This window comes from Pseudomonas cistanchae, from assembly GCF_054483635.1.
Genome location: NZ_JBTLWN010000003.1, coordinates 407,226 through 429,485, shown reverse-complemented (window position 1 = coordinate 429,485; position 22,260 = coordinate 407,226). Strand labels below are relative to the sequence as shown.

23 protein-coding genes are annotated in these 22,260 nt (G+C 62.3%); 9 read left to right on the top strand and 14 right to left on the bottom strand.

Annotation, left to right across the window (positions count from 1 at the left end; genetic code table 11):
• Window positions 1–46: 46 nt before the first annotated feature.
• The 6 genes from ACX0MV_RS12025 to ACX0MV_RS12000 form a co-directional block, all read right to left on the bottom strand.
• Window positions 47–757: a 4'-phosphopantetheinyl transferase family protein gene (locus ACX0MV_RS12025; protein WP_458982737.1), complete on the bottom strand. Its 711-nt coding sequence runs from the start codon at window positions 755–757 to the stop codon at window positions 47–49.
• 453 nt (window positions 758–1,210) lie between these two features.
• Entirely contained in the window at window positions 1,211–1,807 is a 597-nt protein-coding gene (locus tag ACX0MV_RS12020) for a cytochrome c3 family protein (RefSeq protein WP_458982736.1), read from the bottom strand.
• Window positions 1,808–1,816: 9 nt separating this feature from the next.
• On the bottom strand, window positions 1,817–2,302 hold the full coding sequence (locus ACX0MV_RS12015; RefSeq protein WP_458982735.1) for a nitrate reductase cytochrome c-type subunit: 486 nt from the start codon (window positions 2,300–2,302) through the stop codon (window positions 1,817–1,819).
• Between the two features lie 11 nt (window positions 2,303–2,313).
• Window positions 2,314–4,818 (bottom strand): nitrate reductase catalytic subunit NapA, encoded by a 2,505-nt coding sequence (napA, locus tag ACX0MV_RS12010; protein WP_458982734.1) that lies wholly within the window; start codon window positions 4,816–4,818, stop codon window positions 2,314–2,316.
• Window positions 4,815–5,075, bottom strand: a complete 261-nt coding sequence (locus ACX0MV_RS12005; RefSeq protein WP_458982733.1) for a chaperone NapD — start codon at window positions 5,073–5,075, stop codon at window positions 4,815–4,817. The genes napA and ACX0MV_RS12005 overlap by 4 nt, the downstream gene beginning before the upstream one ends.
• A gap of 172 nt (window positions 5,076–5,247) precedes the next feature.
• Window positions 5,248–5,415 (bottom strand): periplasmic nitrate reductase, NapE protein, encoded by a 168-nt coding sequence (locus tag ACX0MV_RS12000; protein ID WP_458982732.1) that lies wholly within the window; start codon window positions 5,413–5,415, stop codon window positions 5,248–5,250.
• A 208-nt stretch (window positions 5,416–5,623) separates the two neighbouring features.
• Here ACX0MV_RS12000 and ACX0MV_RS11995 point away from each other — a divergent pair, with 208 nt between their 5' ends.
• Window positions 5,624–6,808 carry an MFS transporter gene (locus ACX0MV_RS11995; protein WP_458982731.1) on the top strand — a complete coding sequence of 395 codons (1,185 nt, stop codon included), beginning with the start codon at window positions 5,624–5,626 and terminating at the stop codon, window positions 6,806–6,808.
• Between the two features lie 152 nt (window positions 6,809–6,960).
• Here ACX0MV_RS11995 and ACX0MV_RS11990 read toward each other — a convergent pair whose 3' ends face one another.
• The 4 genes from ACX0MV_RS11990 to ACX0MV_RS11975 all read right to left on the bottom strand — a co-directional run bounded on the left by ACX0MV_RS11990 (window position 6,961) and on the right by ACX0MV_RS11975 (window position 9,977).
• Window positions 6,961–7,212 (bottom strand): hypothetical protein, encoded by a 252-nt coding sequence (locus ACX0MV_RS11990; protein ID WP_458982730.1) that lies wholly within the window; start codon window positions 7,210–7,212, stop codon window positions 6,961–6,963.
• A gap of 94 nt (window positions 7,213–7,306) precedes the next feature.
• Entirely contained in the window at window positions 7,307–7,519 is a 213-nt protein-coding gene (locus tag ACX0MV_RS11985; RefSeq protein WP_458982729.1) for a DUF6434 domain-containing protein, read from the bottom strand.
• A 54-nt stretch (window positions 7,520–7,573) separates the two neighbouring features.
• Window positions 7,574–8,794: a cytochrome P450 family protein gene (locus ACX0MV_RS11980; protein ID WP_458982728.1), complete on the bottom strand. Its 1,221-nt coding sequence runs from the start codon at window positions 8,792–8,794 to the stop codon at window positions 7,574–7,576.
• A gap of 184 nt (window positions 8,795–8,978) precedes the next feature.
• Window positions 8,979–9,977, bottom strand: a complete 999-nt coding sequence (locus ACX0MV_RS11975) for an AraC family transcriptional regulator (protein WP_458982727.1) — start codon at window positions 9,975–9,977, stop codon at window positions 8,979–8,981.
• A gap of 364 nt (window positions 9,978–10,341) precedes the next feature.
• Between ACX0MV_RS11975 and ACX0MV_RS11970 the strand changes: the two genes are divergently transcribed.
• The 5 genes from ACX0MV_RS11970 (at window position 10,342) to trhA (ending at window position 16,931) form a co-directional block, all read left to right on the top strand.
• Window positions 10,342–11,667 (top strand): dicarboxylate/amino acid:cation symporter, encoded by a 1,326-nt coding sequence (locus tag ACX0MV_RS11970; protein ID WP_458982726.1) that lies wholly within the window; start codon window positions 10,342–10,344, stop codon window positions 11,665–11,667.
• Between the two features lie 266 nt (window positions 11,668–11,933).
• The gene (locus ACX0MV_RS11965; RefSeq protein WP_458982725.1) at window positions 11,934–13,073 is read left to right on the top strand and encodes an acyl-CoA dehydrogenase family protein; all 1,140 of its coding nucleotides are present in this window, start codon (window positions 11,934–11,936) and stop codon (window positions 13,071–13,073) included.
• A gap of 141 nt (window positions 13,074–13,214) precedes the next feature.
• Entirely contained in the window at window positions 13,215–14,852 is a 1,638-nt protein-coding gene (locus ACX0MV_RS11960) for an AMP-binding protein (protein WP_458982724.1), read from the top strand.
• Window positions 14,853–15,016: 164 nt separating this feature from the next.
• A complete protein-coding gene (locus tag ACX0MV_RS11955; protein WP_458982812.1) occupies window positions 15,017–16,198 on the top strand; it encodes a CaiB/BaiF CoA transferase family protein in 1,182 nt (393 codons plus the stop codon).
• A gap of 115 nt (window positions 16,199–16,313) precedes the next feature.
• Window positions 16,314–16,931, top strand: a complete 618-nt coding sequence (trhA, locus tag ACX0MV_RS11950; RefSeq protein ID WP_458982723.1) for a PAQR family membrane homeostasis protein TrhA — start codon at window positions 16,314–16,316, stop codon at window positions 16,929–16,931.
• A gap of 26 nt (window positions 16,932–16,957) precedes the next feature.
• Here trhA and ACX0MV_RS11945 read toward each other — a convergent pair whose 3' ends face one another.
• The 4 genes from ACX0MV_RS11945 to ACX0MV_RS11930 form a co-directional block, all read right to left on the bottom strand.
• Window positions 16,958–17,482 carry a SprT family zinc-dependent metalloprotease gene (locus ACX0MV_RS11945; RefSeq protein WP_458982811.1) on the bottom strand — a complete coding sequence of 175 codons (525 nt, stop codon included), beginning with the start codon at window positions 17,480–17,482 and terminating at the stop codon, window positions 16,958–16,960.
• 18 nt (window positions 17,483–17,500) lie between these two features.
• Window positions 17,501–18,175, bottom strand: coding sequence for a Yip1 family protein (locus ACX0MV_RS11940; protein WP_458982722.1), 675 nt, complete (start codon window positions 18,173–18,175; stop codon window positions 17,501–17,503).
• Window positions 18,176–18,361: 186 nt separating this feature from the next.
• On the bottom strand, window positions 18,362–18,961 hold the full coding sequence (locus tag ACX0MV_RS11935; protein WP_458982721.1) for a Yip1 family protein: 600 nt from the start codon (window positions 18,959–18,961) through the stop codon (window positions 18,362–18,364).
• Window positions 18,962–19,120: 159 nt separating this feature from the next.
• Window positions 19,121–19,723, bottom strand: a complete 603-nt coding sequence (locus ACX0MV_RS11930) for a DNA-J related domain-containing protein (RefSeq protein ID WP_458982720.1) — start codon at window positions 19,721–19,723, stop codon at window positions 19,121–19,123.
• A 97-nt stretch (window positions 19,724–19,820) separates the two neighbouring features.
• Here ACX0MV_RS11930 and ttcA point away from each other — a divergent pair, with 97 nt between their 5' ends.
• The 3 genes from ttcA (at window position 19,821) to ACX0MV_RS11915 (ending at window position 22,202) form a co-directional block, all read left to right on the top strand.
• Window positions 19,821–20,645 carry a tRNA 2-thiocytidine(32) synthetase TtcA gene (gene ttcA / locus ACX0MV_RS11925; RefSeq protein ID WP_458982719.1) on the top strand — a complete coding sequence of 275 codons (825 nt, stop codon included), beginning with the start codon at window positions 19,821–19,823 and terminating at the stop codon, window positions 20,643–20,645.
• 30 nt (window positions 20,646–20,675) lie between these two features.
• Window positions 20,676–21,347, top strand: coding sequence for a DNA-3-methyladenine glycosylase I (locus ACX0MV_RS11920; RefSeq protein ID WP_458982718.1), 672 nt, complete (start codon window positions 20,676–20,678; stop codon window positions 21,345–21,347).
• Window positions 21,348–21,443: 96 nt separating this feature from the next.
• A complete protein-coding gene (locus ACX0MV_RS11915; protein ID WP_458982717.1) occupies window positions 21,444–22,202 on the top strand; it encodes an NAD-dependent deacylase in 759 nt (252 codons plus the stop codon).
• Window positions 22,203–22,260: the final 58 nt, after the last annotated feature.

Below are 22,260 nucleotides of genomic sequence, written 5' to 3'. Positions count from 1 at the left end.
GCAATGGCTGGAGTTTATCGGATTTGCCGGGCGCGTAGCCGGTGGATCAGGCCGGAATGCTGACCAGACTCAACAGATAGCCGTCGAACTCGACAAATTGGCCATGCAGCTCGCTGTCAGCGGGCCAGTCCGGGTGCAGGTCGATCAGCAGGCGCAGGCATACCGCGTCGCCATGTCCGCAGTCGAGCAGCTCAGCATCGTGAAAATAGAAGTGCCGCAGCACCAGCGGGTAAAGCGCCTTGAACAGACTTTCCTTGAGCGAGAAGGTCAGGCCGATCCGCCGGGCGCGTTCGGCCGCTGGCAGGCCCTGTAACCTGGCCAGCTCCGCGGGGGTGAGGATTTCCCCGGCCAGGCGTTCGGCGCGTTCGGCCGCTAGCTGTTTTTCCACATCCAGACCCAGCCCGCGCCACATGCTCTGCTGCGCCACCACGGCCGCAGCCCAGCCACCGCCGTGGGTGATCGAGCCGACCACGCCGGATGGCCACTGCGGCGCCCGATCTGCACCAACCGCCGGCACGCTCGGGATGCCAGTCAGGCGGCGCAGCGCCTGCCGTGCGCACAAGCGCCCGGCGAGGTATTCGCCCTGGCGTTTCGCCACGCCTCTCACCGGTGCGATGCCGCTGCGCTGGAAGTCCTCGGGGTGCAGTTGCGTGCTGTCGAAGAAGGTGCTGACCAGGTGCGCGCCAGCCCGGCGCTGCGGCAGCGGCCAGTGGTCGTTCAGGGGGCTGCAACAGGCGGGGAGGAAGGCATCGATCATGCGGGCATTCTGCCGCGCCGCGCTGCGATCTGCCAGCCAGCGTGGCGTTTACATTTCTTTGCAAAGCGCTAACAAAGCACTACGGTTTGCGTCTGTCGATTTTGTCACACTGCCGCCGCGTTCTTCGGGACGCAGGTGAGGTTGTAGCTGGTGCAGGCGTGAGGCTTGCTCCGGCATTTCTCAGAGAATGAGTACGGGAGCCCGTTTGGGCTCCCGTTTTTTTTGGTTCTTCGCGGCTAAAGCGGAGCGTCGTCCGGCCCATTCCACACATTTGCGGCTGCGAGCCTTGTGGCAGCAGCGGCAGGGTGCGCTGTGCGCACCAGGCGTCTGTGGTGCGCCGGGTGGTGCGCGCGGCGCACCCTACGAGGTGGTTTCTGGTGCCCCCACTGCGATTCCGCCACTGGTGGGAGGGGGCTTTAGCCGCGAATGCTTCGGTGCGGATCTTTCCCACCTTTACCAGCCCGGCACCCCACTCATGTCCGGCAGCTTGTGGGCGATGCCTTTATGGCAGTCGATGCAGGTAGCCTCGCCGGCGGCCAGGGCGGTGGCGTGCATCTGCCTAGCGCGCAGGCCTTGGCGAGTGAAGTCCATGAACTCGAAGTTGTGGCAGTTGCGGCATTCCAGCGAGTCATTGGCTTTCAGCCGCGCCCATTCGTGTTCCGCCAGTTCGCGGCGGTGAGCGAGGAATTTTTCGCGGGTATTGATGGTGCCGAAGATCTTGCCCCATACCTCCTTGGAGGCCTGCATCTTGCGCGCGATCTTGTCGGTCCACTGGTGCGGCACGTGACAGTCCGGGCAGGTGGCGCGCACCCCTGAGCGGTTGGTGTAGTGGATGGTGTCCTTCAGCTCGACGTACACGTTGTCGCGCATTTCGTGGCAGGAAATGCAGAAGGTTTCGGTGTTGGTGGCCTCCAGCGCGGTGTTGAATCCGCCCCAGAAGATGATCCCGGCGATGAAACCGCCAAGCGTCAGAAAGCCCAGGCTGTAATGCACGCTCGGGCGACGCAGGATGCGCCAGTAGTCCTTGAGCAGCGCAAGCAATGACTTCATGACGCCTCCTCAGGGGTTCGCCGGGGCATTGATTTCATCCTGCAACAGCGTGTCGATGGTCTTGAAGCTGTTGCCCACCAGCGGTTTCACATCGTGCTGCGAGACATGGCACTGGTTGCAGAAGTAGCGCCGTGGCGACACTGCCGCCAGCGCCTGGCCGTCGCGGTCCATGTAATGGGTGATGCTGATCATCGGCGCCTGGCTGCGTGCACTGTTGGCGCGACTATGGCAGGCCAGGCACTTGTTGCCGTTCTTGTCGATCGGGTAACCGCTGATGCTGTGCGGGATAGTCGGTGGCTGCTCGGGGTAGTTGCGCTCGCGCCTGAGGTCGTCGTTTTCCTCGTTGGCGATGGCGGGTGCCGGCAGGCTCTGGCTGATGGTGCCGCCCGGGCGACGGCCATCCGGTGCCGGTGCGTCCAGCGGGTAATCGACCTCGGCGGCCACGGCAATGCCGAACGCGGCCAGCAGCAGAAAAGGCAGTAGGCGAATGTTCATCGGCGTTCTCCTCAGGCCATGCTGATCAGTTCGATCTTCACCGCACACTTCTTGTAGTCGGTCTGCTTAGAGATCGGATCGGTGGCGTCCAGGGTGACCTTGTTGATCAGCTTGTTGGCGTCGAAGAACGGCACGAACACCAGGCCCTGGGGCGGTTTGTTGCGGCCGCGGGTTTCGATGCGTGCGCGCATTTCGCCGCGCCGACTGATCACTTTGACTTCGCTGCCGCGCCGCGCGTTGAGCGCCTTGGCATCGTCCGGGTGCATGTACACCAGGGCGTCGGGCACCGCCTTGTGCAGCTCTTCGACGCGTTGGGTCATGCTGCCTGTGTGCCAGTGCTCCAACACCCGGCCGGTGCTGAGCCAGAACGGGTAGTCGGCATCCGGTGCTTCGGCGGGCGGCTCGTAGGGCAGGGCGAAGATGATCGCCTTCTTGTCCGGGTAGCCGTAGAACTGCACGCCGCTGCCTTTTTCCACATAGGGGTCGAGGCCTTCACGGTAGCGCCAGCGGGTTTCCTTGCCATCCACGACCGGCCAGCGCATGCCACGTTCGCTGTGATAACGGTCGAAGTCGGCAAGGTCGTGGCCATGTCCCCGACCGAACTGGGCGTACTCCTCGAACAGGCCTTTTTGCAGGTAGAACCCAAAGGCCTTGGCTTCATCATTGAGGTGGCCTGCTTCAATCTGCTCGCTGGGGAACTGATCGACCTGACCATTGGCAAACAGCACCTGGTAAAGGGTGCTGCCCTTGTGCTGCGGTGCTGCGGCCAGCAACTCGGCGGGCCAGACTTCATCGGTGGTGAAGCGTTTGGAAAATTCCACCAGCTGCCACAGGTCGGATTTTGCCTCGCCGGGCGCAGTCACCAACTGGTGCCAGAACTGTGTGCGACGTTCGGCGTTGCCGTAGGCGCCTTCCTTTTCCACCCACATGGCGCTCGGCAGAATCAGGTCGGCGGCCTGGGCGGAGACGGTGGGGTAGACGTCGGAGACGATCACGAAGTTGTCCGGGTTGCGCCAGCCTGGCAGCACTTCGCCCATGATGTTCGGCCCGGCCTGCATATTGTTGCTGGCCTGGGTCCAGTACACATTGAGCACCCCATCCTTGAGCATGCGGCTCTGCTGCACGGCGTGGAAACCGGGTTTCTCCTGAATTGTGCCAGCAGGTAGCTTCCAGATTCTTTCGGCAATGGTGCGGTGCTTGGGGTTGGTCACCACCATGTCGGCAGGCAGACGATGAGAGAAGGTGCCGACCTCGCGCGCGGTGCCGCAGGCCGAGGGCTGACCGGTGAGCGAGAACGGGCTGTTGCCCGGCTCGCTGATCTTGCCGGTCAGCAAATGAATGTTGTAGATCAGGTTGTTGGCCCACACCCCACGGGTGTGCTGATTGAAACCCATCGTCCAGAACGACATGACCTTGCGCTTGGGGTCGGCATACAGCTCGGCCAGGGCCTTGAGGCGTTCGGCCGGCACCCCGGTTTCCGTAGCGGTGCGTTCCAGGGTGTAGGGTTTGACGAAGGCGGCGAACTGCTCGAGGGACATATCCGTCCAGGTATTGGCCTTGTCGGCGTTCTTCGCCTGCATTTCCAGCGGGTGATCCGGGCGCAGGCCGTAGCCGATGTCGTCGGCGCCCAGGGCAAACTTGGCGTGTTTGCGCACGAACTCCTGATTCACCGCGCCGCTTTCGATGATGTGGTTGGCGATGTAGTTGAGGATCAGCAAGTCGGTCTGCGGCTTGAACACCATAGGGATGTCGGCTAGCTCGAAGCTGCGGTGCTCGAAGGTCGAAAGCACCGCGACCTGGGTCTGCGGGTGGCTCAGGCGGCGATCGGTGACCCGACTCCAGAGAATCGGGTGCATCTCGGCCATGTTCGAACCCCACAGCACGAACACGTCGGCCGCTTCGATATCGTCATAGCAGCCCATCGGCTCATCGGCGCCGAAGGTGCGCATAAAGCCCATCACCGCTGAGGCCATGCAATGGCGCGCGTTGGGGTCGATGTTATTGCTGCGCAGCCCGGCCTTCATCAGCTTGTTGGCCGCGTAGCCTTCCCAGACCGTCCACTGCCCGGAGCCGAACATGCCCACCGATTCGGGGCCCTTGTTCTTCAGCGCTTCCTTGAACTTCAGCTCCATGATGTCGAAGGCCTGCTCCCAGCTGATCGGCTGGAACTCGCCCTGCTTGTCGTACGCGCCGTTTTTCATCCGCAGCAGCGGCTGGGTCAGGCGGTCGACGCCGTACATGATCTTCGACAGGAAGTAGCCTTTGACGCAGTTCAAGCCGCGGTTGACCTCGGCCTTGACGTCGCCGTGGGTGGCCACCACGCGGTTGTTCCTGGTCGCCACCATCACGCTGCAGCCGGTGCCGCAGAAGCGGCAGGGCGCCTTGTTCCAGTTCAGCGTGGTCATGTCCGCTTCGGTAATCAGGTTGCTGGCCGAAGTGGCGATCGGCAGGCCCGCCGCTGCGGCGGCAATAGCGGCGGCATTGGCTTTGGCGAATTGACGGCGGGTCATGCTCATTCGGCGGCTCCTTCGGGGCTGAGCACTTCGTGGTAGACCAGCGCAGCGTTGAGCACGCCCGGCAGGTTGCTGATCTGATCGATGCGTTCAAGAATCTGCTGCTCGTCGGCGGTTTCCAGCACCACCACCAGCTTGCCTAGTGGGCTCTGCTGGTGCAGCTCGACACCCTCGAGCACGCGCAGGTTGGCTTTCACCGCCTCGAACAGCTCGGGGCGGGCGTGTACCAGCAGGCTGGCGATGTGCAGAGGGTCGGCCATGTTCCGTGGCTCCAGATTGAACCTGTTCACGATCTGCTGCGCGTCGGCCCTACTGCGTTAAAAACAGGCTCGGAATGCTCATTTACAACTGTAAACTCCGCTTCCTCGCCTGTTTTTGCCTTGTAGTGCTCTAGCTCGCGAGATCGTGAGCAGGTTCTGTGAAAAGGATGTTTCAGCTGGGCGGTCCAGGTGGGCCGACCAGCATTTGCAAAAACCAGATAAAGAAACCGTAGCCACCTACCAGGGCGATGGACAGCAGGGGGAAGAGGCAGACCACGAGAAACAGGAACAGGCGAGTTTCCTTGCCTTTCTGCGCGCGCTCGTCGTTGTAGGGGGGCATCGCGGCTGACTCCATTCAGAAGTAACGATCAGCTTAGACCTTACTCTCTATAAGGATAAAACGCCGAGATGAATTAAGACGGATGGCGTTTCTTCTGATCGTTGTTCTTGCCGTGCAAAACGGCTGTGCCTCGTGCGCAAAGCCGGTGCCAATGGCTGCGTGCTAATCTGCCGGAACGGCCGATCTAGAGCCATCATGCGAGCCCACCATGCCTGTTGCCGATGCACCCGCTCATCTGACGCGTGGCACTGTTGCCTACCGGCGCGCCACCCTCGCGCTGTTCTGCGCAGGCTTTGCCACCTTCGCGTTGCTGTATTGCGTGCAGCCATTGCTGCCGCTGCTGGCCGGGTATTTCGCGGTATCGGCGGCCGACAGCAGCCTGGTGCTGTCGCTCAGTACCCTGAGCCTGGCGCTGTGCCTGCTGGTGTCCGGCGCCCTGGCGGAAAGCTGGGGACGCAAACCGGTGATGGCGGCGGCGCTGGCCATTGCCCTGCTGCTTGGCATCGGCTGCGCCTGGGTCGACAGCTGGAACCATCTGCTCTGGTTGCGCGCCTTGCTCGGGCTTGCCCTCAGCGGCTTGCCCGCACTGGCGATGGCCTATGTGGGCGAGGAGTTCGACCCCGAAGCACTGCCGGCGGCGATGGGCCTGTATATCGGCGGCACCGCATTGGGCGGATTGCTCGGTCGCTTGCTGGCCGGCTTGCTCAGCGATATCGGCGGCTGGCAGTTGGCCTTGGGTGGCATCGCCGGCATCGGTCTACTGGCGCTCGTACTGTTCGTCTGGCTGCTGCCGCCATCGCGGCATTTTCGCGCGCAGCCGTTATCGATTCGCGGCTTGCTCGGCAACTTCGCCTTGCACCTGGGCAACGGCGAGCTGCGCCGCCTGTTCGGCGTGGCGTTTCTGCTGATGGGCGGCTTCGTCGCCTTGTTCAACTACGTCGGTTTCCGCCTGGCCGCGCCGCCATTCAGCCTGTCGTCGACGCTGATCGGTTTGCTCTTTACCGTCTACCTGATCGGGATTTTCAGCGCAGGCTGGGCCGGGCGGCTGGTTTCCCATATCGGCGCGCGTCAGGTGTTGCAGGGCGGTATCGCCATCATGCTGAGCGGCGTCGCGCTTTGTGCCACGCCATGGCTGGCGGCGGTGATCGTTGGCCTGGGTTTGTTCACCCTGGGCTTTTTTGCCGCCCATGCGGTGGCCAGCGGGCAGGTCGGGCAACGGGCGAGTGGCGCCAAGGCCCAGGCTTCGGCGTTGTATCTCTGCGCGTATTACCTGGGGTCCAGCGTGATTGGCTATGCCGCCGGGTATATCTGGGAACATGCCGGCTGGCTGCCGCTTCTGGCCGCGCTGACGGCACTGTTTGTGGCCGCTGGCTGGTTGGCCCGCAAGTTGTAAAAAAGGCAGGTGATTTAGCCGCGAACTTGCCTGCTGCTGCGCCCAAGTGCGCTGCGCGTCAAACACGCGAGCATCTCACCGCTACGGGGCTAACCCGTTGCAATCTGAAGAGCTGCTTCGAGAACCAAACAACGCCGGTGCAGGCTGCGCCTTTAGCTCGCCAGTACCAGATAAACCACGCCCATCAGCACGATCAGGCCCAGCCAGATCAGCGCGTTGGTCCTGCTCAGCCCGACGATGCCGGCACCGCGCAGGCGAACCGGCGGGTTTTCTTCAAGGTAGATGTTCAGCTGCTCCTGGGCTTCTTCCGGACTGAGGCCCTGATTCACGGTGAGCATGCGAATGGCCTGGTCATGATCGCCGCGCTGCATGGCTTGCAGAACGGGCTCGGGTAGGTGGGACATAAGACGTTTCCTCCAATACAGACAGTCGTTAGAGGCCAGCCAGTCGGCTGGGTTCGACCTATCCCTCCCGCCGCCGGAATGGGGGAGCGCATGGTCAGGGTTTATGTCGCTGCAGCCACTCAGCCGCTACCTCGCCCATTGTTTTGGGCCGTCCGTCCTTGATCCAGGCCATCAATGCTCTGTCGAACTTGAAGTCTGGCCCGCAGGCTTCAGTCAAGAATCGACGCACGTTTTGCGTATTCAGGTAGGTGTCGGTTACCCGCGTTTCGGTTGTGATTGGATCGCTGTGCCAGTTGAAAGCGGTCATTTCTTAATCCCTGAAAATCCTAGATTGTCCACATCAACAGGGCGGATACCTGTCTCAACTGACTGCCCAGCGCACCGGCAACTGCGTCAATGAGCGAAAATTAGCTGTGTTGCGCCAGCGAAGTTGCTCAGGTGCGATGTCCATTTCCAATGCAGGCAGGCGCCGCAGCAGTGTACCAATGGCAATTTCTGTCTCCAGCCGCGCCAGCGAAGCGCCCAGGCAATAGTGAATACCTTTTCCAAAAGCCATATGCGGGCAGGCCGGGCGACGAATATCCAAGGTTTCGGCATTGGGGCAGGTTCGCTCGTCACGATTGGCCGATGCCAGTATTGCGAACACTATCTGGCCCCGCTGCAGGGCTTGCCCACCGAGTTCGGTGGCGTCGGTAATGAACCGGACCATGGCGCGCTCTACAGGTGGGTCATACCTCAAGAGTTCTTCAACGGCTCCAGGCAATAACTCTGGTGACGCCTGCAGGTCTCGCAACGCGGTCGGGTGCTGCAGCAGCGCCGAAATGGAATTGCCAATGAGTGACACAGTGGTTTCATGGCCTGCCACGATCAACAAAACGATCATGCTGCACAGTTCGCCCTCCGCGAGGCGCGCGCCTTCATCTTCGATATGGACCAAGGAGGAGATCAAGTCGTCCTGTGGTTGCAGGCGGCGCTGACCGATCAACTCAAGCATGTAATTGGAAAAGTCGCGGTAGCACTTTTCCAATTCGGGAATGTTTTCACCATCCGCTCGTACCATGACATCGGACCAGCGCCTGAAGTCTTCGCGTCGCTCGTCCGGCACGCCTAGCAGCTCTGCAATGACGATGATGGGTAACGGGAATGCGTAATCCTGTACCAACTCCATTTTTCCGTTGGGCACGACGGGGTCGAGTAGCTCATTGGCAATCTGCTGGATCCGCGGGCGCATCGCCGTTATCGCTTTCAGCGTAAAAGCCTTGCTGACCAACTTGCGCAATCGCCGGTGGGACTCGCCGTCGCGGTTCAGCATGTGGTTATCGACCATCGCAGAGATGCTTTTGTCACCCATCCGGAACATCGCAGCGTACTCGGACGAGATGGCAGAGGGGTCGCGCGCGAAACGCTGACTGTCCAGCAGCACCTGTTCGACCTCAACCGCACCGGTCACGTACCACACCGGAAATTGCCCTGCCGGCTGACTCAGGAACACCGGAGCTTCGGCCCTCAATTGTCGATAGTAGGCGTATGCGTTGCGGCGAAACTCCTCGGTATTGAAGTCAAGGTCGTGCTCAATGCGCATGTAGCGCCTCCACATCCATTAGCCATTCGGAATGAGTGGCGGTATTCGGCAAAAGATTCCAGCCGAACCAGTTCGCCGCTGGTATTTGTTTTTTGTGGAGGCCGGCTCGCGGCCTGCGGCAACTGTCTTTGTTTAGCTTGGCTATGAGCGTGCAGATGGATACGGCATGGGCACGGCAGGCCCTTCACCCCTCCTGCGCCCGATAAGCCCCCGGCGTCAGCCCCGTCCACTTCTTAAACGCCCGATGAAACGCGGACGGCTCAGAAAACCCCAGCTGCTCGGCGATATCCTGAATACCGAGCTCATCACGCCCCAGATGATAAATCGCCAGGTCCCGACGCAGGTGGTCCTTCAATTCCTGAAAACTCGACCCTTCCTCACGTAAATGCCGGCGCAGGGTTTGCGGGCTCATGTGCAGTTGCTGGGCGACTGTGTCGAGGTCGGGCCAGTTGCTGCAGTCGCGGCCGAGCAGGCGGCGGATCTGGCTGATCAGGCTGTCGCCGCCATCGGGGCGGGCCAGCAGGTCGGCGGGGGAATGCTGGAGAAACTGCTTGAGCGTGCGTTCGTCCTGCAACAGCGGCATGGCCAGGTAGCGCGCGTGGAACAGCAAGCTGGTGCGGCCGGCCGAGAAGCGGCGGGAGCAGGGGAACAGCAGTTCGTATTCGGCCGCGTGGTCGGGCTTGGCGTAGGTGAAGGTGGCTTCTTCGAGGCGAATGCGCTGGCCGATCAGCCAGCTGCCGAGGCGATGCCAGATCACCAGCAGGCTTTCCACCAGGAAGTGATCCGGGTCGCACAGGTTGGCACCGTCGACGCTCAGGCGCGCCCAGTCGCCTTCGCGCGCCAGGGTGATGCCCGGCGCGTCGGGGAACAGACTGTAGAACAGCGCACCGCGGCTCAGGGCTTTTTCCAGCGAGCGGCAATGGATGATGGCGTGGCACATCATTGCGAAGGTGCCGCGCTTGCTGCGCTGCCGGCCAAAGCCCAGGTATTCGTCGTCGAGGGTTTCCCACAGCACCTGCATCAGCCGGGCGAACTGTTCCGGGGCGATGCGTGCCCGTGGTTCGTCGAGCAGTGCCGGCTGGATCGCCAGCTGGCGCAATAGCGGGGTGCAGTCGTGGCCATGGGACTGGGCGCCGCGCAGGGCGGCGCGGACGAAATGGCTGGCGATGGTGCGTTCGCGCATGGACGTGCTCATCTGAAAAGGCTGGGCGATGGTAGCCAGCTCGGGGCTGACGCAACAAGCGACCGTCGCGCTCGCATCGCCCGCGCGGGCTGCTTCGTCTCTGGCGGTTTACCCGCAGTCACAGCGCCGCACCGTGCGGAAACCCGCCAGGTTAATCCATGAAGAGCCTTTTCAGATGTTTATATCCCATTGTTTATAAATGGTTTTTTTATAGTTTCAGGGCATGGCATGGGCCTTGCGATAAGCCAACCAAGGATGCGCCAGACGCGCCTATGACAAATCCCTCCAGCTAGGAGGGTTCGCGCTTATCGAACGCTTGCGGGTCGCCAAGAAGACGACCGCGCAGCACCGCTGAGGATCTGCCATGACTGCCATAACGACTGACGCCCCGCGCCAACCGTTTTACAAAATGCTCTATGTCCAGGTGCTGGTCGCCATCACCATCGGCATTCTGCTCGGCCACTTCTACCCGGACACCGGCGTGGCGCTGAAGCCGCTCGGCGATGGTTTCGTCAAGCTGATCAAGATGGTCATCGCGCCGATCATCTTCTGCACCGTGGTCAGCGGCATCGCCGGCATGCAGGACATGAAAACCGTCGGCAAGACCGGCGGCTATGCCTTGCTGTATTTCGAGATCGTTTCCACCATCGCCCTGGTCATCGGGCTGATCGTGGTCAATGTGGTGCAGCCGGGTGTCGGCATGCATATCGATCCGGCCACCCTGGATGCCAGCAGCATCGCCAGCTATGCCTCGGCCGGCGCGCAGCAGAGCACCATCGGCTTTCTGCTCAACGTGATCCCCAGCACCGTGGTCGGCGCGTTCGCCAATGGCGATATCCTGCAAGTGCTGTTCTTCTCGGTGATCTTCGCCTTCGCCCTGCAGCGCATGGGCGACTACGGCCGGCCGGTGCTGGAGTTCATCGAGCGCATCGCCCAGGTGATGTTCGGCATCATCAACATGATCATGAAGCTCGCGCCGATTGGCGCGTTTGGCGCCATGGCCTTCACCATCGGCCAGTACGGCGTCGGTTCGCTGGTGCAGCTCGGCCAGTTGATGATCTGCTTCTACATCACCTGCGTGTTCTTCGTGCTGGTGGTGCTGGGCGGTATCGCCCGCGCCCATGGCTTCAACATCCTGCGTTTCATCGCCTATATCCGCGAGGAGCTGATGATCGTGCTCGGCACCTCGTCGTCGGAATCGGTGCTGCCGCGGATGCTGACCAAGCTGGAGAAGCTCGGTGCGAAGAAATCGGTGGTCGGCCTGGTGATCCCGACCGGTTACTCGTTCAACCTCGACGGCACCTCGATCTACCTGACCATGGCCGCGGTGTTTATCGCCCAGGCCACCGATACGCCGATGGACCTTGGCCACCAGATCACCCTGTTGCTGGTGCTGCTGGTGGCGTCGAAGGGCGCGGCGGGCGTAACCGGTAGCGGCTTTATCGTGCTGGCGGCAACCCTGTCCGCGGTCGGCCATCTGCCGGTTGCCGGTCTGGCGTTGATTCTCGGCATCGACCGCTTCATGTCCGAGGCGCGCGCGTTGACCAACCTGATCGGCAACGGCGTGGCCACCCTCGTGGTTGCCAAATGGTGCAAGGAGCTCGACGAAGACACCTTGCAACGCGAGCTGGCCGCCGGTGCCAAGGCCGAGCAACCGATTGTGGCGGCCGCGAGCCGCGAGGTCGTTTGATGCTGGTGTGTGGCTGCTGACCTGAACAGGTCATTGACCAGGCCATTGGCAACCACCTGCGTTAGCCGCGCGGCGTTAAAACGGGCGCGTCTCGCCTAGGTTGCCAACGGCCTGTCAGGCCCGTCTCGCGACGGGCTTTTTTTCGCCTGGGATTTGGCGCCGGACGATGACCGAATGGGTCAATCGAGCCTGAGCGCATGCGTCATTGAGGGAGCGGGGCGGGGGCGCCTACCCTGCGGGACGACTTCGCTCAGGGGCACATCCGCATGCAGCGCATTATTTTCGACACCGAACACCAGATGTTCCGCGACGCCTTCGCCGCATTCCTCAACAAGGAGGTGGTGCCCCATCAGGACGAGTGGGAGACGGCCGGCGTTGTCAGCCGCGACGTGTGGAAGAAGGCCGGCGACATGGGGTTTCTGCTGCCCTGGGCGGATGAGCAATACGGCGGTGCAGGGCTCAAGGATTTTCGCTACGAGCAGATCATGTGTGAGGAGCTGGCGCGGATAAACGAGCCGGGCTTTATGCTGCCGCTGCACTCGGCACTGTGCGGCCCCTATATCGCCGAGTACGGCAATGCCGAGCAGAAGGCGCGGTTTATGCCCGGCATCATCAGCGGCGAGACCATTCTCGCAGTGGCGATGACCGAGCCGAGTGCTGGCTCGGACCTGGCCGGCATGCGCACCAGCGCGGTGGACAAGGGCGACCACTATGAGCTCAACGGCTCCAAGGTGTTTATCTCCAACGGCATCCTCGCCGACCTGATCATAGTCGCGGCCAAGACCGACCCGGCTAACAAGCACGCCATGGGCCTGTTTCTGGTGGAGCGCGGCATGGCCGGTTTCGAGCGCGGCACGCCGCTGAAAAAGCTCGGCATGAAAAGCCAGGACACCGCCGAGCTGTTCTTCAACAACGTCAAGGTGCCCAAGGCCAACCTGCTGGGCGATGCCAAGGGCGGCTTCCTTTACCTGATGAACATGCTCGCCCAGGAACGCCTCACCAACGCCTGCGGTGCGGTGGCCGGCGCCGAAGCGGCGTTGCAGGTGACCATCGATTACGTGCGCGAGCGCAAGGCCTTCGACCGGCCGATCTCGCACTTCCAGAACACCCGCTTCAAGCTCGCCGAAATGCGTACCCAGGTCGACGTCGCACAGGTCTTCGTCGACCGCTGCGTGATGGACCACAACCAGAAGAAGCTCACTCCGGAAGTGGCCGCCGAGGCCAAACTGTTCACCACCGAGCTGCTCGGCAAGGTGGTCGATGAAGGCGTGCAGCTGCACGGTGGCTGGGGCTATATGTGGGAATACCCGATCTGCAAGATGTACGCGAACGCACGTATCCAGCGCATCTTTGCCGGCACCTCGGAGATCATGAAAGAAATCATCAGCCGTGGGATGAAGCTTTGATCAGCGGGTTCACTATGGTTGGGTGGTGCGCACGGCGCACGCTGCGGTGATCGTGACTGGGTGGTGCGCGTGGCGCATGCTGCGGCGATCGAAGGGGGCGCCTTGCGCACCATTGGCTTTGGCATGAAATGAGGGTTGCACATGGACGAACAACTGCCCCTGGAGCGGCTGGCGCTCTGGGTCGAGAAACGCCCGGATGCGGTCTGGCTCAGCCAGCCGGTAAACGGCCAGTGGCACGACTTCACCTGGGCGCAGGTGAACGACCAGGCGCGGCGCATGGCCACGGCCTTGCAGGCCCTGGGGTGCGCGCCTGGTGAGCGGGTCGCGTTGCTGGCGAAGAACTGCGCCGAATGGATCATTGCTGACCTGGCGATCATGCTCGCCGGGCTGGTCAGCGTGCCCTTGTATCCGCTGCAGTCGGCCGAAAGCATCGACTATGTGCTGCGCCATTCGCAGTGCAAGGCGATCTTCCTCGGCAAGCTGGATGAACCGGCCAAACTCGCTGCGGGCATTCCGGCCGAGGTGATACGCATCGCCATGCCGTACCCGACCATCGAGGCCACTATGGGTTGGCAGGATTTGCTGGCGGCGCACCAGCCCCTAACGCAAGTGCACCGGCAGGTGCCCGAGGCCTTGCTGAGCATCCTCTATACCTCCGGCACCACCGGCCAGCCTAAGGGCGTGATGCTCTCGGCCAGGGCGTTTGCCCATGCCGGCAGTCAGTCGGTCAAGGAGCTGCAAATCACCGAGCAGGACCAGTATTTCTCCTACCTGCCGCTGTCCCACGCCGCCGAGCGTTTTCTGGTGGAAATGAATGCGTTGTACAGCGGTGGGCGGGTGGCCTTTGTCGAGTCGCTGGAGACCTTTGCCAGTGACCTGCGCCATGTGCGGCCGACGGTGTTCTTCTCCGTGCCGCGCCTGTGGACGCGCTTTCAGCAGGGCGTGCTGGAGCAGCTGCCGCAGGCCAGGCTGGCGCGATTGCTGCGCATCCCCCTGATCGGCGGCCTGGTGGCGCGCAAGATTCGCAAGGGCTTGGGGCTGGATCGCGCACGTATTCTGGTCAGCGGCGCGGCGGCGATTCCGCGCGCGTTGCTGGAGTGGTACCGGAGCATCGGCATGACCATTTGCGAGGGTTACGGCCTGACCGAACACCTGGCCTATGGCTGTTTCAACCGGCCGGGGCAGGTGCATTTCGGCACCGTGGGGCGGCCCATGCCGGGCAATGAATTGCGCATCGCTGAGGATGGCGAAATTCTCTTGCGTTGCCCGAGCCTGATGCTGGGCTATTACCAGGACCCGCAGAAGACCGCCGAAACCATCACCGACGGTTGGCTGCACACTGGCGATAAAGGCGAGGTGGATGCGGCCGGCTACCTGAAAATCACCGGGCGGGTGAAGGACATCTTTAAGACCAGCAAGGGCAAGTACATCGCTCCGGCGCCGATTGAGGGCGAAATCGCCAAGAACCTATGGGTTGAGCAGGTCTGCCTGATGGGCAGCAACCTGGATCAGCCGCTCGCGCTGATCGAGCTGTCGCCAGCCGCCCGTGAGCAGCCGCGCGAGCAGGTGGCCGCGGATCTTGCGCAAACCCTGCAGCAGCTCAATGCCCAGCTTGAGGCCCATGAACGGCTCAGCCATTTCGTGCTGGTGCGCGAGCCCTGGACCGTGGACAACGGCTGCATGACGCCGACCATGAAAATCCGTCGTAACGTGCTGGAAGCGCGTTACGTCGACGAATTGGCCACGCTTGATGCCAGCCAGCCGCTGCATTGGCAATAGATAGGCGGCTTGGCCTAGCCCGGATTGCGTCGAGGCTACGAAGTGCGCTTTGTAGTCCCGATGGTGGACAAGCCTTCGGCATGTCCACCCTACGAGATTGCAGGCATTGCACATAAAAGCGCCTCCATGCAGCTAGCCCCTCTACATAAGGAATCCCAACCGTGATGAAAGGCCCGCTGTCCTCCCTGAAGATTCTCGATTTCTCCACGCTGCTGCCCGGGCCGTTCGCTTCCTTGCTGCTCGCCGACATGGGCGCGGAGGTGCTGCGCGTCGAGTCCCCCAGCCGACTGGACCTGGTACGGGTGTTGCCGCCTCACGACGGCGGCGTATCGGCCAGCCACGCCTACCTCAATCGTAATAAACGCAGCATTGCCCTCGACCTGAAAAAGGCCGAAGCGGTGGCGATGGTCAAGCGCCTGGTGGCCGATTACGACATCGTTCTGGAGCAGTTTCGCCCCGGCGTGATGGACAAGCTGGGGGTTGGCTACGAGGCGCTGAAGGCGATCAATCCCCGGCTGATCTACGTGTCGATCACCGGATACGGGCAGACCGGGCCCTACCGGGATCGCGCCGGGCATGACATCAATTACCTGGCGCTGGCCGGCATCGCCAGCTACACCGGGCGGCGCGAAAGCGGGCCGCTGCCGCTGGGCATCCAGGCGGCCGATATCGCCGGCGGGTCGTTGCACGGGGTGATCGGGCTGCTGGCTGCGGTGGTGCAGCGCCAGGTGACGGGGCAGGGCCAGGCCGTCGATATCAGCATGACCGACTGCGCGTTCAGCCTGCACGGCATGGCCGGCGCGGGTTACCTGGCGGCGGGAGTCGAGCCGGACATGGAAAACCAGCCGCTCAATGGCGGCAGCTTCTACGATTACTACCGCACCCGCGATGGTCGCTGGCTGTCGGTCGGCAGCCTGGAACCGCAGTTCATGCAGCAGTTCTGCGCTGCCATCGGCCGCCCCGAGCTGGCTTCGCGTGGGCTGTCGCAGAATCCCCAGGATCAGCGGGCGCTCAAGCGCGAAATCGAAATGGAGCTGGAGAAGCGCGACTTCGACGACTGGTGCGCCCTGTTCGCCGGGCTTGATACCTGCGTGGAGCCGATGCTGCGCCTGTCCGAGGCAGTCACCCATCCGCAGCTCAGTGCACGCCAGCTGGTGACCGACGTACCCCGTGGCGACGCGCCGCCGCAGCCGCAGATTGCCTGCCCGATCAAGTTTTCCGGCGGCCTGCCCGCGCCTCGGCATATCGGCGCAGCGCTTGGTGCGGATACCGAAGCGGTGTTGCGCGAGCTGGGCTATTCCACCAAGCAGATTGGCGAGCTGAGGGCCAGCGGGGTGGTCGCCTAGCCCGCTGCAACGGCAGCGCTACGGCCCCGGCCTTTCATCAGGGGCTCGCAATACCGCGCGTTTTCCGGCATAAGCCTGGGCACTTGCACGACTGAGGCCTTTCGGGACGGAAAACATGTATCACGGTGAGCGATTCAACGCCTGGACCCATCTGGTTGGCGCAGTGCTGGCCTGTATCGGTGCGGTGTGGCTGCTGGTGGTCGCCAGCCTCGACGGCGAGCCGGTGAAGATCGTCAGCGTGGCGATCTACGGCGTCACGCTGGTGCTGCTCTACAGCATCTCGACGCTGTACCACAGCGTGCGGGGCCGCGCGAAAGTGGTGATGCGCAAGCTCGATCACTTGTCGATCTACCTGCTGATCGCTGGCAGCTACACGCCGTTCTGCCTGGTGACACTCGCAGGCCCGTGGGGCTGGTCGTTATTCGGCGTGGTCTGGAGCCTGGCGGTGATCGGCATGCTGCAGGAGATCAAGCCGCGCTCCGAGGCCCGGGTGCTGTCGATCATCATCTACGCAGTGATGGGCTGGATCGTGCTGGTGGCGGTCAACCCGCTCATTGCCGCGCTGGGCACCAGCGGCTTTGCCTGGCTGGCGGGCGGCGGGGTGCTCTATACCGTGGGTATCATCTTTTTTGCCTACGACAGCCGCTTTCGCCACTGGCACGGCATCTGGCACCTGTTTGTGGTCGGCGGCAGCCTGATGCACTTCATCGCGGTGAGCTTCTATGTGCTGTAACCCGAGCGGTACAGCCGCGATTGAGATCACTCCAGCCGTTGTTCGCCACTGAAGCGTAACGTCACCTTGCAGCGTCGGCAGTAATAGCGACGGCCTTTGCCGACCAGCGTATGGCGCTGGCTGGAGAAGGGAAATTCGGCTTCCGGGCACCCGCACCGGTAAATGAAGCGGCTGACCTGGCGGCGTTGCACCTCATAGCTGTGGCATCGATTGGGCGGCAGCTCGTACACGCCGCGCATGATCAGCTGCCATTCCTCGCCGTGCGGTTGAATCCGCGGGCCGAATAGCTGATGGGCAATCAGATGCGCCACCTCGTGGGGCACGGTCTGACGGAGAAAATCCTCGCGGTTCTCCCGGTACAGCTGTGGGTTGAAACGCAGCTTGTTTTCCGTCAGATGGGCGACCCCGGCCTTCTGCCCGCGCAGTTTGAAACTGACCTCGGCACGCTGGAATGATCGCTTGAAGAAGGCTTCGGCCTGCTGGTAGCAGGCCTCGACGCGGGCTTGAATATGTTCGGGCATGGCGGTTGCTGCTGAAGAATGCGGGCCGATTATGCCGCATGCCTGGCCTTACTGCAGTTCCCGCTCGCCGGATGCGTCCTGGGGCCGCTGCTGCTCGGTACCGTAACTCTGGTCCTGCTGCAGAGTGCGCTCGTAGGTGGGTTCGAGGAACCACAGCCACATCAGGATCATGCCGACCTTGATGTTGACCAGGACCAGCAAGCCGACGCCCCAGGTGCAGGCGGCGTACAGAAAGGTCTGGCGATAATCGATGCGCATGAACTTCGGCATGCCGACATACAGCAGATAGCTGGCATGCAGGCCCGCCAGGACCAACACGGTGATCGCGACCCAGCGGGTCGGGTACAGCGCGCCCAGCCCGGCAATAAAGAACGGCGTGCAGATATAGGCGATAAAGCCCACGCACTGGTTATAGGTCGGCCGCGCCTCGAAGGTGCGGGACATCCAGCGCAGGAAGAACCCCATGATGAATGCGCCGATGACGATGGTGAGGTAGATCAGCACGCTCAGTTGCAGGGCACTGATGGTGTCCAGGCGAATACGCTCGTCTTCGACCAGGCTCCAGCCGACAAAGCGAGTGCCGATGAACATGCACACTGCCGGCAGCAAGGCGAACAGCAGCAGGTGCAGCAGGTAGTTGGCGCCGTGCTGTTCCTCGTCGCGGCGGATATCGGTCCAGGCCTGGTCGGGGCGGGTCAACAGGGTTACGAAGTGCGGGATCATGCGGAGTTCTCCATCTGCCAAGCGGCTAACGGTGCGGGGCAAGCCGCAACCGGTAATGGAGTTTTTGAACGGCGCCGATGGCGCGCGGTTCCATGTAATTGAGGCGCGCCGAACTCGGAGCAGGTCATTACGGGCGTGCATGAAAAAGCCGCCCATGCGGGCGGCCTTTTTGTCAGGCATGACCAATCAGCTGGTGTAGACCGGGCCGACCCCGAAACCCCAGAGAATCACCGAGCAGGCAATCATCGCAACCAGCACGACCAGACCGACCGCCAGCACGGAGCTGGAGAACATGAAGCCTTCGTCCTCGGGAATGCTCATGAACGTGGGGATGCCCACATACAACAGGTAGACCGTGTAGCAGATCGCTGCAGTGCCGACCACCATGGCTAGCCAAAGGTGCGGGTAGAGCGCCGCCAACCCGCCGATGAACAAGGGCGTTGCGGTATAGGCCGCGAACACCACGCACTGGGTCAGGCTTGGGCTTGCGTCGTAGGTACGCGCCATCCAGTGGATGAACGCGCCCATGACGGCAATCCCGGCGAGCATGGCCAGGTAGGTCATGATCGTCATCTGCAAGGCGCTGCCTTCCGTCAACATCACCGGTGCTCGGCTGCCGATGGACCAGCCAACCTGGGTCGTGCCGATAAAGGCGGATATGGCGGGAATCGCCGCGAGAATCAAGACATGGGTGAGGTACATGTGGCTGATCGTTTCTTCTTCGCCACGAATTTCCTGCCATTCCTGGTCGGGATGGGTGAAGAGGCCCCAAACGTGATGGATCATGCAAGCACTCCTATTGTTATGGCAGTCGCCCCCCAGCGAAGCGCCCGGCGCGCGTAGGCAGCGCTACCGGGTACTGGGCCGAACCAATGCGACCGTATGTCGCAGTATAGGCAGCGGATTGCAGGAAAGAGGGCGCGTGGCTTAGAGCAAATCGGCCTCTCAATGTCGGCCGTAATAGCGTTCGAGAATTTCCATGGCCTTGTTGATCGATTGCAGGCGTGACGTGCTGCCGCCGCGATCCGGGTGATGCAGGCTCACCAGCTGCCGGTAGCGGTGCTTGATAACGGCGAGGTCGAGCGCCTGCGCGTCGTCGGCAAGCTCGAACAGCTCCAGCGCAGCCTGTTTCTCCTCGCCGCCTTGCATGCGGGTCCAGAAGCTCATTAGCAGCTTCTCCACGTCGCGCTCGTCGGTGTCGCTCAGTTGGCTCAGGTCCAGGTAGTACTCGCGCAGCGGATCATGGGTGTTCAGTTCGCCGCTGCCGGGCTGATAAGGCAGCAACTGGATATGCAGCGGGCTGATCTGGACGAAACCCGCCTGCGCCGCCCATAACCGATCACGCAGCAGGTACAGCGCGTTGAAGATCAGGAAATGGGTGCGAAACAGCACCAGCTTGTCGGTCAGCGGCAGGTTGGGGATGTGCGTGCTGTGGCGATCCTTGAGGAGCTGGATCAGCTGGTATTCGCCAAGTCCGGCGGGTACGGCCTGGAGCAACTGATGCAATTGCTCGGGCAGGTCGAGGCTGGGGTCTAGTTCGTCGTTCATCGGCCGAGCCTAACATTTCAAATTGAATGGGGTAGGGCACATCCCGCTTTCTGCGTAAAATGCCGCACTTTCGTAAGCCTCCGGATTCCAGCGCACCATGGGCAGCCTCTCGGTCAACCAAAACAAACTGCAAAAACGCCTGCGTCGCCAGGCCGGCGAAGCCATCGCCGACTTCAACATGATCGAGGATGGCGACAAGGTCATGGTCTGCCTGTCTGGCGGCAAGGACAGCTACACCATGCTCGACGTGCTGCTGCATTTGCAGAAGGTCGCACCGATCAAGTTCGAGATCGTTGCAGTGAACATGGACCAGAAGCAGCCAGGCTTCCCAGAACACGTGCTGCCGGCGTATCTGGAGTCCATCGGTGTGGCGTACCACATCGTCGAAAAGGACACCTATTCGGTGGTCAAGGAGAAGATCCCGGAAGGCAAGACCACCTGCTCGCTGTGCTCGCGCCTGCGCCGCGGCACGCTGTATACCTTTGCCGATGAGATCGGCGCGACCAAGATGGCCCTGGGGCATCACCGCGACGACATCCTGGAAACCTTCTTCCTCAACATGTTCTACGGCGGCACGCTCAAGGCCATGCCGCCCAAGCTGCGCGCCGACGACGGACGCAATGTGGTGATTCGCCCGCTGGCCTATTGCAGCGAGAGCGATATCGAGGCCTACAGCGTGCTCAAAGAATTCCCGATCATTCCGTGCAACCTCTGTGGCTCCCAGGAAAACCTGCAGCGCCAGGTGGTCAAGGAAATGCTGCAGGATTGGGAGCGCAAGTCGCCGGGGCGCACCGAGATCATGTTCCGCGCCCTGCAGAACGTGGTGCCGTCGCAGTTGGCTGACCGCAACCTGTTCGACTTCAAGAGCCTGAAGATCGACGACAGCGCCACGCCGCGCTTCCTCGATGTAATGAACCTCTGATCCAGCGGTTTCCCGGCTCAAGGACTCCCGATGCGCGATTACAAATGGCTTAACGAGTACTGCCTGAACCGTTTCGGCTCGGCCGCCGCCCTCGAAGCGCGCCTGCCGCAACCACGCTCAGCCGCGGAGCTGCGCTTGATCAGCGACGACCGTTACCTGTCGACGCTCAGCCTGCGGATCTTCCGTGCCGGCCTCAAGCACAGCCTGGTGGACGCCAAGTGGCCGGCGTTCGAGCAGGTGTTCTTTGGCTTCGATCCGGAAAAGGTCGTGCTGATGGGCGGCGAGCGGCTGGAGAACCTGATGCAGGATGCGCGCATCATTCGCCACCTGGGCAAGCTCAAGAGCGTGCCGCGCAACGCCCAGTTCATCCTTGATGTGCAGAAGGAGAAGGGCAGCTTCGGCGCGCTGATCGCCGACTGGCCAGTAACCGACATCGTCGGCCTGTGGAAATACCTCGCCAAGCAGGGAAGCCAGCTCGGCGGCCTGTCCGCGCCGCGCTTTCTGCGCATGGTCGGCAAGGACACCTTTATTCCCAGCGACGACATGGTCGCCGCGCTCAAGGCGCAGAAGATCATCGACAAGCCGCCTACCAGCCAGAGAGACCGCGCGGCGGTGCAGGCGGCGTTCAATCAGTGGCATGCCGAAAGCGGCCGGCCGCTGTGTCAGCTGTCGGTAATGCTCGCGCATACGGTCAACCACTGAGCAGGTAGGGTTGGGTGGATGACGTTTTTCCATCCACCATGGCGCTGTTGCGGTGGACGACAAGAGCGTCGTCCACCCTACGCATGAGGGGTCGAGATGGACGAGGTCATTGCCCGTGTTGCCCAGGCAATCGTAGCGGCTGAACGCATTCTGCTGATCACCGGTGCTGGGTTGTCCGCCGATTCGGGGCTGCCGACCTACCGCGGGCTGTGCGGTCTGTACAACGGCCATACCGAGGAAGGCATCCCCATCGAGGCCGCGCTGTCCGGCTCGATGCTGCAGCGCGACCCAGCGCTGTGCTGGAAATACCTGGCCCAGCTCGGCGAAGCCTGCCTGGGCGCCGAGGCCAATGCCGGTCACCGTGCGATTGCCGAACTGCAACGGCTCAAGCCCGAGTGCTGGCTACTGACCCAGAACATCGACGGCTATCACCGCAGCGCCGGCAGCCCGCCGGAGCGGCTGATCGAGATTCACGGAGAACTGGCCCCGCTGTATTGCCAATCCTGCGGCGCAGTCGATGCCGACCTGGTCGAGCACCTCAACAAACCCCTGCCGCCGCGCTGTCAGCACTGCGCGGGCGTGCTGCGTCCGCCCGTGGTGCTGTTCGAGGAAATGCTGCCGGAGCGCGCCCTGAATACCCTTTATAGGGAGCTGGGCAAGGGCTTCGACGTGGTGATCAGCATCGGCACCAGTTCGAGCTTTCCGTACATCGTCGAGCCGGTGCTGCGCACCCGTCAGGCGGGTGGGTTTACCGTGGAAATCAACCCGGCGCGCACCGACCTGAGCGAGCGGGTGGATGTGCACCTGCAAGGGCGCGCGTTAGATGTTTTGCCGAAACTACTGGGTCACATTTGACGCCATAGAATTTGCAAATGATGGCCATAGTGGGCATAGTCGCGGCCTTAGACAGTTT